This window comes from Aggregatibacter aphrophilus ATCC 33389, from assembly GCF_900636915.1.
Taxonomy (GTDB): Bacteria; Pseudomonadota; Gammaproteobacteria; order Enterobacterales; family Pasteurellaceae; genus Aggregatibacter; species Aggregatibacter aphrophilus.
The window spans coordinates 1,435,993-1,451,083 of sequence record NZ_LR134327.1; the positions used below are offsets into that span (position 1 = coordinate 1,435,993).

Genomic DNA, 15,091 nt, shown 5'->3' on the forward strand with positions numbered 1-15,091 from the left:
CAAATTATGGCTTTTATTCCATTTAATAAGTGATTGATTTTTAATCAATTTGAATTTTCGGTTAATTTTATTACAAGAAGGTTACTATGATTTCAGGAATTCCAGCCTCACCAGGTATTGTTTTTGGTAAAGCACTAGTGCTTAAAGAAGAAAAAATTGTACTTGATACACAAAAAATTAAAGACAGCCAAATCGAAAACGAAATTGCGCGTTTCTATGCGGGGCGTGATGCTGCGGTTGAGCAGCTAACTTCAATTAAAGATCGTGCTTATCAATCCTTAGGGGAAGAAAAAGCGGCTATCTTTGAAGGCCATTTAATGATTTTGGAAGATGAAGAGTTGGAAGAAGAAATCATTGATTACCTTCGTTCAAACCATGTAAATGCGGCAGTTGCAGCCAATGTAGTGATTGACCAACAAGTAGCGATGTTGTCGGAAATTGATGATGAATACTTAAAAGAGCGTGCCGGAGATATTCGTGATATTGGTAATCGGTTGATTAAAAATATTCTGGGTATGCATATTGTAGATTTAGGCGAGATCAATGAAGAAGCGATTTTAGTGGCTTATGATTTAACCCCGTCAGAAACTGCCCAGTTGAATTTAGATAAAGTATTAGGTTTTGTGACGGATATCGGCGGTCGTACGTCTCATACCTCTATTATGGCGCGCTCTCTTGAATTACCGGCTATCGTAGGGACCAATAACGTCACCGAAAAAGTTAAAACCGGTGATTTCTTGATTCTTGATGCACTCAATAATGCAGTGTATGTCAATCCTTCCCAACAAGAAATTCAACGCTTAAAAACGTTGCAAGATAAATTGGCGGAAGAAAAAGCCGAACTGGCAAAATTAAAAGATTTGCCGGCATTAACGCTGGATGGTCATCAAGTTGATGTTGTTGCCAATATCGGTACGATTCGTGATGTGGAAGGTGCAGAGCGTAATGGGGCGGAAGGTGTCGGATTATATCGTACCGAATTCTTGTTTATGGATCGTGATCAGCTACCAAGTGAAGAAGAGCAATTTATTGCTTATAAAGAGGTGGTAGAAGCCATGAATGGCAATTTGGTCGTGTTGCGTACCATGGATATTGGTGGTGACAAAGAATTGCCATATTTGAATTTACCGAAAGAAATGAACCCGTTTTTAGGTTGGCGGGCCATTCGTATCGCATTAGATCGTCGTGAAATTTTAAACGCGCAGTTAAGAGCGGTGTTACGCGCTTCTGCATATGGTAGATTGGCGGTGATGTTCCCAATGATTATTTCTGTAGAAGAAATTCGTGAATTGAAATCTGTCATCGAAGAGTTAAAAGTTGAATTGCGTAATGAAGGTAAAGCGTTTGACGAAGACATTCAAGTCGGCGTCATGGTAGAAACTCCGTCAGCTGCCGTAAATGCCAAATTCTTAGCAAAAGAAGTGGATTTCTTTAGTATCGGCACCAACGATTTAACGCAATATACGTTGGCGGTGGATCGGGGAAATGAATTAATTTCTCACTTATACAACCCGATGAGCCCATCTGTGCTAAATCTTATCAAGCAAGTGATTGATGCATCTCACGCCGAAGGTAAATGGACCAGTATGTGCGGTGAGTTGGCGGGTGACGAGCGCGCCACAATCTTGTTGTTAGGTATGGGATTGGATGAGTTTAGTATGAGTGCGATTTCCGTGCCACGCATTAAGAAATTGATTCGTAATGTGAATTATCAAGATGCTAAATTATTAGCGGAAAAAGCATTACAACAGCCGACCGCAGCGGAAATTGAACAATTGATTTCTGATTTTTTAGCTGAAAAAGCATTAAATTAGATACAAGTTCTCATTTTTAGGCTAGAATACGACCACATTTTATATTTCAGGAGATTGAAAATGGGTTTATTTGATAAATTATTTGGCTCAAAAGATAAGAAAGCGGTTGATGTAGAAATCTATGCTCCGCTTTCCGGAGAAATCGTGAATATTGAAGATGTTCCGGATGTTGTTTTCTCTGAAAAAATTGTTGGTGATGGCGTGGCTATTCGTCCGACAGGAAATAAACTTGTAGCCCCGGTTGACGGTGTGGTAGGTAAAATTTTTGAAACCAACCATGCGTTTTCTATGGAATCCAAAGAAGGGGTTGAATTGTTCGTTCACTTCGGTATTGATACCGTTGAGTTAAAAGGTGAGGGTTTCACCCGTATTGCACAGGAAGGTCAAAGTGTAAAACGTGGTGACACCATTATCGAATTGGATCTTCCATTGTTAGAAGCAAAAGCGAAATCTGTTTTGACACCGGTAGTGATTTCTAATATGGACGAAATTAGCAACATTGAGAAAAAATCCGGTGAAGTCGTTGCCGGTGATTCCGTTGTGTTGGTTTTGAAAAAATAAACTATTTAGTTAAGAAAAAGGCTTACTTATAATAAGTAAGCCTTTTTTATTTATCGTAAAAAAACATTTCTAATACTGACCGCACTTTTTCGGCCAACGTAAGGCTGAAAGTGCGGTCATTTTTTCAAACGTTTTTTAGTTCGCAATGCCTTTATGACGTAATAACGCGTCTAATTGTGGCTCGCGACCTCGGAAATTTTTAAAGAGTTTCATTGGCTCTTCCGAACCACCTTTGGTAAGAATCTCATCTAAGAAGGATTGACCGGTTTGGGCGTTGAAAATGCCTTCTTCTTCAAAGCGGGAATAGGCATCGGCAGATAACACTTCTGCCCATAAGTAGCTGTAATAACCCGCCGCATAACCGCCGGCGAAGATATGACTGAAACTATGCGGCATTCTTCCCCAATCTACCGTTGGCACTACGGCAACTTCGGCTTTGACTTGGTGTAACGTGTCTAGAACTTGATTTGATTTATTGGCATCAAAGGTATGATGCAAACGGAAATCAAACAGTGCAAACTCTAACTGACGCAATACAAACATTGCAGCTTGGAAATTTTTTGCTTTAAGTAATTGGGTTAATTTTTCTTTTGGCAACGGCTCATTGGTTTGATAATGCCCTGAGATAAATTGCAGAGCCTCTTCTTCCCAACACCAGTTTTCCATAAACTGACTTGGTAGTTCCACCGCGTCCCAAGGCACACCGTTAATACCGGCAACATCAGCTACATCAATTTTAGTCAACATATGATGTAAACCGTGGCCAAATTCGTGGAAAAGGGTGGTGACTTCATCATGAGTAAATAATGCAGGTTGATCGCCAAGTGGGCGATTGAAGTTGCAAGTTAAATAGGCCACCGGTTTTTGTAGATTGCCGTCAATCGTTTTGCGACGACCGATGCAATCATCCATCCAAGCGCCGCCCCGTTTGTGTTCGCGGGCATATAAGTCTAAATAGAAACTGCCGCGCACCTCGTTTGTGTCATCAATTAAATCAAAAAAACGCACATCTTTATGCCAAGTTTCTACGCCATGGCGTTCCACTGCTCGAATATGGAAAATGCGTTTAATTAATTCAAATAAGCCATTAAGTACGCGCTCTTCCGGAAAATATGGACGCAATTCTTCGTCGTTAATGGCGTATAAATGTTGTTTTTGTTTTTCGCTGTAAAACGTTAAATCCCAAAGCTCAAGTGCGGTCAAATTATAGTGCGTTTTGCAGAAGTCTTTTAACTCTTGCAATTCACGTTTGCCTTGCGCTTTGGAGCGCTGTGCCAAATTGGTTAAGAAATCCAGTACTTGCTGCGGAGTTTCTGCCATTTTAGTAGCAAGAGAAAGTTCGGTATAAGTGTTGAAATCCAGTAGTTTTGCCAGCTCTACGCGCAGGCTTAATATTTCTTGCATGAGTGCGGAATTATCCCATTTACCGGCATTCGGGCCTTGATCGGAGGCGCGGGTGGCAAAGGCGTGGTACATTTCTTCGCGTAGTTCACGGTTTTCGCAATAGGTCATCACCGGAATGTAACTTGGAAATTCCAAGGTAAAGCGATAGTAGCTCAAACCTTTGCTTTCCGCCGATTGTTTAGCGGCTTGTAGTGCGGATTCCGGCAGACCTTTAAGTTGGCTTTCGTCTTCTATGATTTTTTCCCAGCCCATGGTGGCGTCTAACACGTTATTGCTGAATTGGGAGGTGAGTTCGGATAAACGCGCCACGATTTCGCCATAGCGTTTTTGTTTTTCCGCCGGCAAGGAAATACCGGATAATTTGAAATCACGTAGACTATTTTCAATGGCCTTTTTTTGCGCTTGGCTGTAATTGGCGAATTCAGGGCTGTTTTTTAATTGCAAATAGGCCTCATATAAACCTTGATGCTGACCAACCCAAGTGCCGTATTCCGCCAATAATGGCAAGCAGGCTTGATACGCTTCACGTAGTTCAGGGCTGTTTTTTACCGAATTTAAATGAGAAATCGGTGACCATACTTTGCTTAAACGATCACCGGCTTCAGCTAAAGGAAGAATAAAATTTTCCCAAGTAAAGTGCGGTTGTTTTAGCAAGTGTTCTACAGTGGCGCGATTTTCTTCAATAAGCTGTTTAATGGCAGGTTCGATATATTGTGGTTCAATTTTACTAAAGGCAGGTAAATCGGTTGGTGTAAGTAGTGGATTTGACATAAATACTTCCTTAAAAAGAAAAAAATGCAGATTTGCAAACGTTAAGTAAATTGGGGAGGATTTTATGATTTCAAGGTTGAAAAATCCAGCCATTCAGGGATAATTGCGAATAATTTTTGTTTTGAGGTATCTATGAAGTATTTCTATATTGGGTTAGGTTTTCTTTTCTTAATTATTGGTCTTATCGGCATTGTTTTGCCGATTTTACCTACTACGCCGTTTTTGTTATTAACCGTATTCTTTTTCGCCAAAGGCTCCGAACGTGTGCATAACTGGTTTGTTGGTACCAAGATTTATCAAAATCATTTGAAAGATTTTCACGAACAGCGGGCGTTAACCAAAAAAACGAAAATGGCTATTTTAACCTTCTCCACCACCATGTTGTTGATCGGTTTTTATTTCACACCGAGCATTATCGGTAAAAGTCTGATCATCGCTGTGTTGTTGATTAAATATTGGTTTTTCTTTTTCTGGATTAAAACGCTGGAGGAAGAATAGGTATATAATGCGCTCACTTTTTTCATAAATTGATTCCCATGCCTGTTGCTCACTTTCCACTTTCTGCTTTTCGTCTTTTTCCATTTAAAAGTGTGGTGCTTTTTTGCAGCGTTTTTGCCCTGAATGCTTGTGATAAGAAGCCTCAAGAACCTGTCACGCCGCCTCCTACAATAGAGACCGTACAGCTACAGTTGATTTCATCACAAGGCAATCGGCAGTTATTGGTGCGCGGGGTTTATTCCGATTTAGTGTTGAATCCAAGTCAAGCCGTGAATGCAGAACAGTTTGCGTTTTTGCGTGATTTATTTGAAGGTTTGGTGATTTATGATCAGCGTGGTAATGTGATTCCTGCAGTGGCGGAAAGCTGGCAAACCACGGATAACAAAACATGGAAATTTAGTTTACGACAAGACGCCAAATGGTCGAATGGTGAACCGGTTACGGCACAACAATTTGTAGCTAGCTGGCAAGCCTTAGTTACTTCTAATAGCCCGCTAAGACATTATTTGGCATACATTAATTTAGCCAATGCTGAGTCGGTGTTAAAAGGAAAATTACCTGCTGACAAGCTTGGAATCTTTGCGGAAAATGACCGCACTTTGCGTCTCACTTTAGATAAAGCCACGCCTTATTTGCCACAAATGTTGGTGCATATCAGTTTGTTGCCTCAATATTTAGCACCACATGAAGGCATCGTGACAAATGGCGCTTATCAGGTGGCGGGACAAGAAAATCATTTTATTCACTTGGAAAAAAATCCTCATTATTGGGCGCAAGATAAGGTAGCGTTTAAACATGTGGATTATCAAAAAATTGCCTCTCAGCAAGATCCTATAGCCTTAGATTTGGTTATCAACCCTTCAAAAACAGAACAGGCGCAATACTTTCCGCAGCTTTGTACGTATTTTTATGCCTTTAACATGAAACAACCGAAATTGGCGCAAAGTTCAGTGCGTAAGGCGTTATCTATGATGGCTCCTTCCCGTAATATGAATAACGAAGGCAAAAATTTTATTTATTTAAGTGATAATTTTTTGCCGATTTCTATGCAGACGGTAGAAAGCCATTGGGAGCAAACACCAATGGAACAGCTGTTAAGTCAAAGCAAAATCAGTGAGAAAGCGCCGCTAAAACTGACCTTAAGTTATGATCAAACCGAATTGCAAAGCAAAATAGCCCAATCGTTGATTCGTATGTGGTCACAGTCGGATATGATTCGAATTATCGGCGAAGGCATGCCAAGACAGAAATTATTGGAAAATATTGCCAAAGGTGATTTTCAGATTGCCCGTTCCGGTTGGTGTGCAGATTACAACGATCCTGCCGCGTTTTTAAGTCTGTTTTACAGCCATAGCCCGGACAATAAAAGCGGTTATCACAATGAAGAAGTGGATCGCTTATTTGAGCAAAGTTTACAACTCATGCCATCGGCAGAACGCACCACACTTTACAGTCGAATCGAGCAAATTCTCCAGCAAGAGAAGGTTGTGTTGCCGTTATATCAAACTACAGTACCGATTTATATCAATCCAACGATAAACGGTTATTATTTATCCAATCCGACAGAAGTAATTTATAGCAAAGATTTGTTTCGTAAAATTCAGTAAATTTCATGAGAAAAAGGCGCAGAAATGCGCTTTTCTTTTTATAGTTCTGTATTTGCTTCTTCAGCCTTTACTTCCTTTAGCTCTATTTCTTTTGGTGCCATTTTATCTATCCCAAGCTTTCTAATATCTACCACTTTAATGTGGCAAATAGAATTGGGATTCATTTTATAGATATAGAAATCGCCGTTAGTAGCGCGGATACTGCGTGATAGAATGAAGGTGTAGCTGTATTTTGCTAGTACATAATAGGATTGTTTTTCAACTTCCATGGAATCAAATATAATTTTGAAATTTGGACGAACGTAGCCCATGATGAAACCAAAGATGACAAAATAGCAATACATGAATAACATGACATAGCTTTTGTTTCGATGGAAAAATCGTATAACAACATGAATTGAAATGGTGCTAATGTGGTTACGGAAGTAATTTTTAAACAGCAAAGTAAAAATGAATGTAGTGATAATATAGACGATGGCAAATATACTGTTGAGTTTACCTACTAATAAAATACAAGCTACTGGAATTGGAATGAAGAATATCGTACAGAGAATGTATGTTCTTAACAGATTTACACAACGTTCACTCATATAAGGTTTAACTTTTTTTAAGCCGAACAAACCGATGAGATAAGTGAGAAGTAAGATGATGGTTGCCCAAATGACATAGCCCAAACTTCGGGCAACATTGCCACTGCCTACATCCACATACCACCAGGGGAAACCATAGAAATAAGATTGCCCCCAACCATAAGCATAGGCAACCGACCAACCCAAGACAACAAGAAATGCCATAGAAATAGAAGAGGAAATGACTTTACTAAGCGTTTTTAACATAATGACCTAATTCTTATTATTTATTGTTATTAAATTGAGGAAATTTGCATTCTATTAAAATTTTATTGTATTTCAAGTTTTTATTGCGTGTTTGAATATAATTTATTCTATTTTTTATTACAAATGTATTGTTGCTCGTTTAAATCTAAACTGGTGCACACTAAGAAAAATATCTTATAGGCAAATTAAATAGGACAAATAAAAGCGTATAGTGGCAGCATGGTATGTTTTATTACTTAACTAACAAGAATCTAACTATAAGTAAACTAAACTGCCACCAGTCTGAGAGAAATAAAAACTGATTATCGGTAATATCATGGGCTACGATAATGCCCTCTTAAGTTCGAGAATAACAATCCTAGCGCAATAGTTAAAGAAATGCCTATACTTGTTCAAAGACAGTTTGTAGGGCGACATAACACGGTAAAAACAGGATCTCTAAATTGCGATGTATCATATTTTGCATGAAGAATACATTCCTTTATGATAATTTTCGCCGTGCCTGTTGACAGAGTTTCATGCTGAGTTCAAGAGAAAGATAAACCAACAGAATGTTCTAATTACTCAAAAACCAATCGGTAATACGGAAGTCGATACCGTTGCTGATACTCAATATTCTCATCATAATGACCACTTTACAGCAATATTCACTCTGGAAATAATGTAGCGGGAAATGTGGTAAATATAAATAATGGCTTTTTTGTATAAGTAAGTTTATAGACATTAAACAGTTCGGTGGTTTACCGAGCGATGCTGAAAATAGTAATTGCTGTACTGGTAAAGGCGAGGGGAGACTAGTAATTATGATAATAGTGAAAATACCGTTGGGAGATCTAAGATTAGTAATTATATCACCCCAACTAACATCTGCTTTAGGAGAATATTTAACCAGTGAAGGCTAAATTAGCTTAATAAATCTACAACGAATAAAAACACATCTAACGACTTGGAAAGCATAAATTTACTAAATACCCATACCGCCTAATTACTACTAACAAATCCTGCACAAATGTCTTAGATGGTAAAGCCGCTTATTTGAGTTAACAAAATAAAAAAGCACAACCTGATTTCTGGCTGTGCTTCATTCAAATCACCTAAGTCCGGTGTTTTTTATGTTATTTTTTCGGTACTTCTTCTTGGCAATAAGGGCATTCCATTAAGTGCTGTTCACCATTATGCACAATAAAATGGCCCATTTTTTTAGCTTTGGTATCCAGATAAGCGGTGTTGTAGCGATTTTCACCCACGTTTAGCGGTACGCGTTCCACTACATTAATACCGGCTTGTTTCATGGTTTCGATTTTTTCCGGATTATTGGTCAGCAAGCGAATTTTTTTCACTCCAAGCAAATCAAAAATATCTGCACACACACTGAAATTCCGTTCATCGGCCGCAAACCCCAAAGCAAGATTGGCCTCAATGGTGTCCATGCCTTGATCTTGCAAGGAATACGCGCGGATTTTGTTAATTAACCCAATGCCTCGTCCTTCTTCACGATGATAAATTAATACGCCGCGTCCTTCTTGATTAATTTGACGTAAAGCTGCTGCTAATTGGAAACCGCAATCACATTTTAAACTGTGCAATGCATCACCGGTTAAACATTCGGAATGAATGCGTGCCAAAACAGGTTCATCGCCGTTGCTAATATCACCTAACACCAAGGCGACGTGTTCTTTTTTGGAGTCCGGAAATTCAAAGCCCACGATTTTAAATAAACCGAATTCCGTCGGTAAATTGGCTTGGGCGACCAGTTCAATTTTTGCCATAACTTGTCCTTTTGTCCTTATTCTTTTTCTTTTAGCGAGTTCTAATGATAAAATGGCAGTCCAATTATTATTTATGGTTATAAATATGTTAAAAAGATTGTCATTATATACACTATTGCTTTGTCTTGTCCCTATTTTTGTCTGGTTGTCTGCTTGGCAGTGGAATGGAAACATTATCTTTGATAGCTACGAACATCCTTTGTATTGGTTGACTGAAAGCGGCAGTGTTCCTTATGCTATTATTACCTGCGGTGTTTTTGCGTTGCTATTTTTACCATTATTTTCTAATCGTAAACAATGGATTTTAGCTCTTGCTGTCATGGCTTTTTCCATGGTCATTACCCAAGGCGTTAAATCCGGATTAAAAAATGCTTTTGCAGAACCGCGTCCTTTTGTGACTTATGTCACTGAAAAGACCGGCAGCAGTGCTGAAGCTTTTTATGCACAAGATCGTAAAGCAAGAGCACAAATAGTCGATCAATTCTATCAAACTCAACGCAATATACCAGAATGGATCAAAGGCCATTATGCGGATGAAGTTGGTTATTCCTTCCCTTCCGGTCATACTATTTTTGCCACTAGTTGGTTAATGTTAGCTGTCGGTTTCATGCAATTAATCGGCAACAAAAGAGGTAGCGCGAAATTACTGATTGGCTTTATGACACTTTGGGCCATTTTAATGCTAGTCAGTCGCTTACGTTTCGGCATGCATTACCCGATTGATTTGTTTGTCTCTATTTTTATTGCTTGGCTAATTCACGTGGGAATTTTTCAATTTTTGGTCAAGAAAAACTATTTTCAGCAAGAGGGGCGCTAATTTTTAGCGAAAAGTGCGGTTGTTTTTTAGGTATTTTTTAAGAGGAGAATCAAATGCTGTACGGATTAGATATCGGCGGAACCAAAATTGAATTGGCGGTGTTCAATTCTCAGTTGGAAAAACAATATTCCGAACGCGTGGAAACACCGAAAACCAGTTATGAAGATTGGTTAAATGCCATTGTTAATTTAGTGAAAAAAGCCGATGAAAAATTTGGCTGTAAAGGTTCTGTGGGATTAGGTATTCCGGGGTTTGTCAATCAATCTACTGGTATTGCGGAAATTACCAATATTCGTGTGGCAGATAATAAACCGATTTTGCGTGATTTATCAGCGTTATTGGAGCGTGAGGTGCGTGCCGAAAATGACGCAAATTGCTTTGCTTTATCAGAGGCTTGGGACGCGGAAAACGCACAATATCCTTCTGTGTTAGGCTTAATCTTGGGAACCGGATTCGGTGGCGGTTTTGTGATTAACGGAAAAATTCACTCAGGTCAAACCGGTATGGCAGGTGAATTAGGGCATTTACAACTCAACTATCACGCTTTAAAACTACTTGGTTGGGATAACGCACCGATCTATCAATGTGGTTGTGGTAATATTGCTTGTCTAGATACTTATTTGTCCGGCCGTGGTTTTGAAATGCTTTACCGTGACTTAAAAGGCGAATCTCTATCTGCCAAAGACATCATCCAACGTTTCTACGCAGGAGATAAAAGTGCGGTAGATTTTGTCGGCGTTTTTATCGAACTGGCCGCCATTTCTATTGGCAACATCATCACGGCATTTGATCCGCATTTAATCGTGCTCGGCGGCGGGTTATCCAATTTCGATTATTTATACGAAGCCCTGCCAAAAGCCTTACCAGCGCATTTAATGCGCACCGCCAAAGTGCCTGTTATCAAAAAAGCCAAATATGGCGATTCTGGCGGCGTACGTGGCGCGGCAGCGTTATTTTTGTCTCGTTAGGCGGAAATAGTGACGGGATCATGTTTGTAGAGGCGGGTTCTGCACCCGCCCTATTTATTTAATTGATTTACCAATTTAAATGAGGTTTATCCTTGCTAAAGGTAGAGAATAAGTTGTTATGAAATTTTCAGTTTTAATGTCCTTATACATTAAGGAAAATCCACAATATTTAAGAGAATGTTTTGAAAGTTTGGTAGCCCAAACCCATCCGGCAGATGAGATTGTGTTGGTGTTTGATGGTGCAGTAACGCCAGAATTGGAATTTGTCGTTGCAGAATTCGAAACAAAATTGCCATTAAACTTGGTGAAATTACCAAAAAATTTAGGCTTAGGTAAAGCGCTAAATGAAGGATTAAAACATTGCTCGCACGATTGGGTTTTCCGTATGGATACCGATGATATTTGCGTGCTGGAGCGTTTTGCGAAACAAGTGGCATTTATTGAGCAACATCCGGATACGATTATTTTCGGTGGGCAGATTGCAGAGTTTGGCGAAAATATTCAAGACATTGTGGCATATCGCAATGTACCGACTGATGCACAAGAGATCGTCAAATTTACACAAAAACGTTGTCCATTTAATCACATGACAGTGGCGTATCAAAAAAGTGCGGTCATTAATTGTGGCGGATATGAAGATTTACAGGAAGATTATTACCTGTGGATTAAGCTTATGGCACAAGGGCAAAAAGTGGCAAACTTGCCGGATATTTTAGTTTATGCCCGTGTGGGCAATGGTATGGTAGGGCGTCGTCGTGGTTTAAATCAAGCCAAAGCAGAATGGTGTTTGTTTAAGTTGAAACATCGTTTAGGTATTCAAGGTGTGTTCTCTGGCTTACTTGCCTTTGTGTTACGCTCAGGTTCCCGTTTATTACCGACTTCCTTGTTAAAGCGTATTTATCAAACATTCTTGAGAAAGTAGTATGATGAAATTTAGAACACTTTTTAAAATATCTTCAATTTCTACCGCACTTTTCTTAGCTGGCTGTGCTTCAAATTCTGATTCGCAAGGCCAAACAACTCCGACGGAAAATTCGGTGACTACGGTAAGTACTAATGCGGTTTATAACAAACCACGTACATTAGATAACTTCAATGATTATGTAAATTTCTTAAAGGGCAAAGCCGCGGCAGAAGGTGTGTCTGTTGATGTATTAAATGCACAAAATAATATTAATTACGTCCAAAAATCCGTAGATTTAGATGATCAACAAGCCGGCAGAATCCGCAAACGGGATCCAAATGAGCCACCCGTGATTAATCCTAATGGTACGACCAATTATTTAAATCGTGTGTTGACACCAAACAAGGTGGATATTGCTGAAACTCGGTATTGGGAACAGTTGCCGCAACTTGAAAATGCCAGCCAAAAATTTGGCGTACCCAAAAATTATTTAATGGCGTTGTGGGGCATGGAAAGTAGTTTTGGCTATTATCAGGGTAGCTACGATGTATTGTCGGTATTAGCTACATTGGCTTTTGATGGTCGCCGCGAAGCATTGTTTAGTAAAGAATTTATTGCTGCCATGAAAATGTTACAACGGGATCATATTCAGCGTTATAAAATGCTGGGTTCATGGGCCGGCGCCATGGGGCAAACCCAATTTATGCCAAGTTCATATTTAAGTTATGCCGCAGATGGTAATAACGACGGCGAAAAAAATATTTGGACGGAACACTATGATGTGTTTGCCTCTATTGCCAATTACTTACACACTGTTGGTTGGAACGACAAACTGCCTTGGGGTGTTGAAGTCGCGTTGATCCAGCCACTTGATATAGCATTATCCGGTACGGAAGAGGGTAAAAAACGCTCCTTAAGTAGCTGGCAAAGCATGGGTGTCGCCTTAAAATATCAAACGCCGGAAACGCGGCAAAAACTGACCGCACTTTCGGGTGCGGATTTATGGTTGGTAAGACCTGATAAAGAACTTGGCCGAGCGTTCCTTGTAACAAATAACTTCCGTACGCTACTGCATTGGAATAAATCCAATTATTTTGCGATTAGTATTGGCATGTTTGCGGAAAGGATTGAGCAAAGGGTTGGGAGATAACCTAAAGGTTGAGTTTGCTCTGGACATATATATGTAGTTTTGGGGGTAATTTTAATGTAAAATTCATAAGACTTTTTATTGCTTGTTAAGCAAAGGGGTAAACAAGGCATGAAGTTATTAATAGATAAATTTTGTCGTTTTTATGCGTTTGATGAGCTACTGAAACAATTAATTGTAAGAGATATCAAGTTAAAATACAGACGGAGTTATTTAGGGTATCTTTGGAGTATCTTGAACCCTCTAATGTTGATGATGGTTTTAGTTGTTATTTTTTCTAATCTATTCAGATTTGATATTCCTAATTTCCCTCTTTATCTTATTACCGGACAAGTCATGTTTAGCTTTATGATGGAAGCAACCAGTATGTCAGTTGGGTCCATTATTGGTAATGCATCTCTTATCAAAAAAACCTATGTTCCTAAATATATTTTTACAGTATCCAAAGTAGGGAGTTCCTTGGTAAATTTAGTATTTTCACTAGGAGCTCTCATTTTAGTAATGATTTTTACAGAAGCTGTATTTTCTTGGAATCTTTTATATTTTCCATTAATTGTTTTACAAGTTTTTATTTTTAGTTTAGGCGTGGGGTTATATTTAGCTTCAGCAACAGTTTTTTTTCGTGATATTCAGTATTTATGGGGCATATTTACATCAATGTGGATGTATTTAACGCCTTTATTTTATCCGGTATCTATTATTCCTTTAGAATATCAAGATATTTATAAAATCTTGAATCCAATGTATTGGTATATTGAGCAATTCAGGGATATTGTATTACATGCAAAGAGTCCTGATTTATATTCAATGTTAATCGGTTTTTTAGTAGCATTTGTTTTTTTAATCTTAGGGGCGTGGTATTTCAATAAAAAACAGGATGAATTTATTTTATATATATGATGAATAGTGACTTAATTATTAAGGTTAGTAATGCAACTGTACGTTTTAATAAAGCGACAGAGAGCTATAATGGATTAAAAGAATATGTTATTCGGATGCTAAAAGGTGAACTCCTGTTCCAGGAATTTTTAGCATTAAAAGATATTAATCTTGAAATTAAACGTGGAGAATCTTGGGGATTAATTGGTTCAAATGGTTCCGGTAAATCAACTTTGTTAAAACTTATTTGTGGCATTCTAAAACCCTATAAAGGTTCTGTTGAAGTTAAAGGTACTATTGCACCTTTAATTGAGTTAGGTGCGGGTTTTGATGGTGAACTAACAGCAAGAGAAAATATTTTTTTAAATGGGGCCTTGCTTGGGCATAAAAAATCATTTATGCAACAACATTTTGATGAAATTATTGAGTTTTCTGAATTACAAGATTTTATTGATGTACCAATTAAAAATTTTTCGTCAGGTATGGCTGCTCGTTTGGGTTTTGCGGTAGCAACCATTGTTAAGCCGGATATTTTAATTGTTGATGAAGTATTGGCTGTTGGTGATCCTGCATTTCAGGAAAAATGTAAAAAAAGAATGGAAGAGATGCTTTCAAGTGGTACTACCTTACTTTTTGTCTCTCATTCTGTTAAACAAGTAAAAGAATTGTGTGAAAAAGTGGTTTGGATTGATAAAGGAATAGCAAAAGCTTTTGGAAAGACAGACGATATTTTTTCATTGTATGAAAGTAGATTAATATGAATAAACAATTTTCTCGATATTTTACTATTGGAATACTCAATACCTTAGTTCACTGGGGAGTATTCTTATTCCTACATTGGATTATTCTACTAGAACAGTCTCTTAGTAATATGGGAGGATTTATTTTCGCTGTTATTTTTTCTTTTTTTATGAATGCAAAATTTACTTTTAATCAAGCAACTTCTATAGAAAGATTTTTAGGATATATTACTTTTATGGGAGGGTTAAGTTATTTAATTGGTAAATGGGCTGATAAATTAGAATTACCAGCATTAGTTACATTAGTATCTTTTTCAGGTATAAGCCTAGTTTTAGGTTTTTTTTATTCAAAATTCATTATATTTAAAGGCTAAGT

General features: G+C 38.3%; 14 protein-coding genes. 11 read left to right on the forward strand and 3 right to left on the reverse strand.

Annotated features, from left to right (window positions below; translation table 11 throughout):
• The first annotated feature begins 86 nt into the window (after nucleotides 1-86).
• Together ptsI and crr are read left to right on the forward strand one after the other, a co-directional pair.
• Entirely contained in the window at nucleotides 87-1,814 is a 1,728-nt protein-coding gene (ptsI, locus tag EL144_RS07105; protein ID WP_005702995.1) for a phosphoenolpyruvate-protein phosphotransferase PtsI, read from the forward strand.
• A 60-nt stretch (nucleotides 1,815-1,874) separates the two neighbouring features.
• Nucleotides 1,875-2,375, forward strand: a complete 501-nt coding sequence (gene crr / locus EL144_RS07110; RefSeq protein WP_005702996.1) for a PTS glucose transporter subunit IIA — start codon at nucleotides 1,875-1,877, stop codon at nucleotides 2,373-2,375.
• Between the two features lie 135 nt (nucleotides 2,376-2,510).
• Here the strand turns inward: crr and prlC are convergent, their stop codons facing one another.
• On the reverse strand, nucleotides 2,511-4,550 hold the full coding sequence (gene prlC / locus EL144_RS07115) for an oligopeptidase A (RefSeq protein ID WP_050332653.1): 2,040 nt from the start codon (nucleotides 4,548-4,550) through the stop codon (nucleotides 2,511-2,513).
• A 132-nt stretch (nucleotides 4,551-4,682) separates the two neighbouring features.
• Here prlC and EL144_RS07120 point away from each other — a divergent pair, with 132 nt between their 5' ends.
• Nucleotides 4,683-5,048 (forward strand): YbaN family protein, encoded by a 366-nt coding sequence (locus EL144_RS07120; RefSeq protein WP_005700308.1) that lies wholly within the window; start codon nucleotides 4,683-4,685, stop codon nucleotides 5,046-5,048.
• A gap of 38 nt (nucleotides 5,049-5,086) precedes the next feature.
• Nucleotides 5,087-6,655 (forward strand): peptide ABC transporter substrate-binding protein, encoded by a 1,569-nt coding sequence (locus EL144_RS07125; protein WP_032994776.1) that lies wholly within the window; start codon nucleotides 5,087-5,089, stop codon nucleotides 6,653-6,655.
• 38 nt (nucleotides 6,656-6,693) lie between these two features.
• On the opposite strand, the gene EL144_RS07130 is transcribed toward EL144_RS07125, so the two are convergent.
• Nucleotides 6,694-7,491, reverse strand: coding sequence for a hypothetical protein (locus EL144_RS07130; protein ID WP_005703003.1), 798 nt, complete (start codon nucleotides 7,489-7,491; stop codon nucleotides 6,694-6,696).
• 1,115 nt (nucleotides 7,492-8,606) lie between these two features.
• Entirely contained in the window at nucleotides 8,607-9,260 is a 654-nt protein-coding gene (gene ribA / locus EL144_RS07135) for a GTP cyclohydrolase II (RefSeq protein WP_005700313.1), read from the reverse strand.
• 73 nt (nucleotides 9,261-9,333) lie between these two features.
• Between ribA and EL144_RS07140 the strand changes: the two genes are divergently transcribed.
• The 7 genes from EL144_RS07140 to EL144_RS07170 all read left to right on the forward strand — a co-directional run bounded on the left by EL144_RS07140 (nucleotide 9,334) and on the right by EL144_RS07170 (nucleotide 15,089).
• Nucleotides 9,334-10,077, forward strand: coding sequence for a phosphatase PAP2 family protein (locus tag EL144_RS07140; protein ID WP_032994868.1), 744 nt, complete (start codon nucleotides 9,334-9,336; stop codon nucleotides 10,075-10,077).
• A gap of 53 nt (nucleotides 10,078-10,130) precedes the next feature.
• Nucleotides 10,131-11,045: an N-acetylglucosamine kinase gene (gene nagK, locus EL144_RS07145; protein WP_005700315.1), complete on the forward strand. Its 915-nt coding sequence runs from the start codon at nucleotides 10,131-10,133 to the stop codon at nucleotides 11,043-11,045.
• 118 nt (nucleotides 11,046-11,163) lie between these two features.
• On the forward strand, nucleotides 11,164-11,967 hold the full coding sequence (locus EL144_RS07150; protein WP_032994777.1) for a glycosyltransferase family 2 protein: 804 nt from the start codon (nucleotides 11,164-11,166) through the stop codon (nucleotides 11,965-11,967).
• A 1-nt stretch (nucleotide 11,968) separates the two neighbouring features.
• Complete coding sequence (locus tag EL144_RS07155; RefSeq protein WP_005703006.1) at nucleotides 11,969-13,099, forward strand: lytic murein transglycosylase; 1,131 nt, start codon at nucleotides 11,969-11,971, stop codon at nucleotides 13,097-13,099.
• Nucleotides 13,100-13,207: 108 nt separating this feature from the next.
• Nucleotides 13,208-13,996, forward strand: a complete 789-nt coding sequence (locus EL144_RS07160; protein ID WP_065336489.1) for an ABC transporter permease — start codon at nucleotides 13,208-13,210, stop codon at nucleotides 13,994-13,996.
• On the forward strand, nucleotides 13,996-14,736 hold the full coding sequence (locus EL144_RS07165; protein WP_032994870.1) for an ABC transporter ATP-binding protein: 741 nt from the start codon (nucleotides 13,996-13,998) through the stop codon (nucleotides 14,734-14,736). The genes EL144_RS07160 and EL144_RS07165 overlap by 1 nt, the downstream gene beginning before the upstream one ends.
• Nucleotides 14,733-15,089, forward strand: coding sequence for a GtrA family protein (locus tag EL144_RS07170; protein ID WP_005700320.1), 357 nt, complete (start codon nucleotides 14,733-14,735; stop codon nucleotides 15,087-15,089). The genes EL144_RS07165 and EL144_RS07170 overlap by 4 nt, the downstream gene beginning before the upstream one ends.
• Nucleotides 15,090-15,091: the final 2 nt, after the last annotated feature.

Excerpts from the sequence above, each read along its gene's own strand:
- ptsI (WP_005702995.1), top strand. The coding sequence starts at position 87 with ATGATTTCAGGAATTCCAGCCTCACCAGGTATTGTTTTTGGTAAAGCA.
- crr (WP_005702996.1), top strand. The coding sequence starts at position 1,875 with ATGGGTTTATTTGATAAATTATTTGGCTCAAAAGATAAGAAAGCGGTT.
- prlC (WP_050332653.1), bottom strand. The coding sequence starts at position 4,550 with ATGTCAAATCCACTACTTACACCAACCGATTTACCTGCCTTTAGTAAA.
- EL144_RS07120 (WP_005700308.1), top strand. The coding sequence starts at position 4,683 with ATGAAGTATTTCTATATTGGGTTAGGTTTTCTTTTCTTAATTATTGGT.
- EL144_RS07125 (WP_032994776.1), top strand. The coding sequence starts at position 5,087 with ATGCCTGTTGCTCACTTTCCACTTTCTGCTTTTCGTCTTTTTCCATTT.
- EL144_RS07130 (WP_005703003.1), bottom strand. The coding sequence starts at position 7,491 with ATGTTAAAAACGCTTAGTAAAGTCATTTCCTCTTCTATTTCTATGGCA.
- ribA (WP_005700313.1), bottom strand. The coding sequence starts at position 9,260 with ATGGCAAAAATTGAACTGGTCGCCCAAGCCAATTTACCGACGGAATTC.
- EL144_RS07140 (WP_032994868.1), top strand. The coding sequence starts at position 9,334 with ATGGTTATAAATATGTTAAAAAGATTGTCATTATATACACTATTGCTT.
- nagK (WP_005700315.1), top strand. The coding sequence starts at position 10,131 with ATGCTGTACGGATTAGATATCGGCGGAACCAAAATTGAATTGGCGGTG.
- EL144_RS07150 (WP_032994777.1), top strand. The coding sequence starts at position 11,164 with ATGAAATTTTCAGTTTTAATGTCCTTATACATTAAGGAAAATCCACAA.
- EL144_RS07155 (WP_005703006.1), top strand. The coding sequence starts at position 11,969 with ATGATGAAATTTAGAACACTTTTTAAAATATCTTCAATTTCTACCGCA.
- EL144_RS07160 (WP_065336489.1), top strand. The coding sequence starts at position 13,208 with ATGAAGTTATTAATAGATAAATTTTGTCGTTTTTATGCGTTTGATGAG.
- EL144_RS07165 (WP_032994870.1), top strand. The coding sequence starts at position 13,996 with ATGAATAGTGACTTAATTATTAAGGTTAGTAATGCAACTGTACGTTTT.
- EL144_RS07170 (WP_005700320.1), top strand. The coding sequence starts at position 14,733 with ATGAATAAACAATTTTCTCGATATTTTACTATTGGAATACTCAATACC.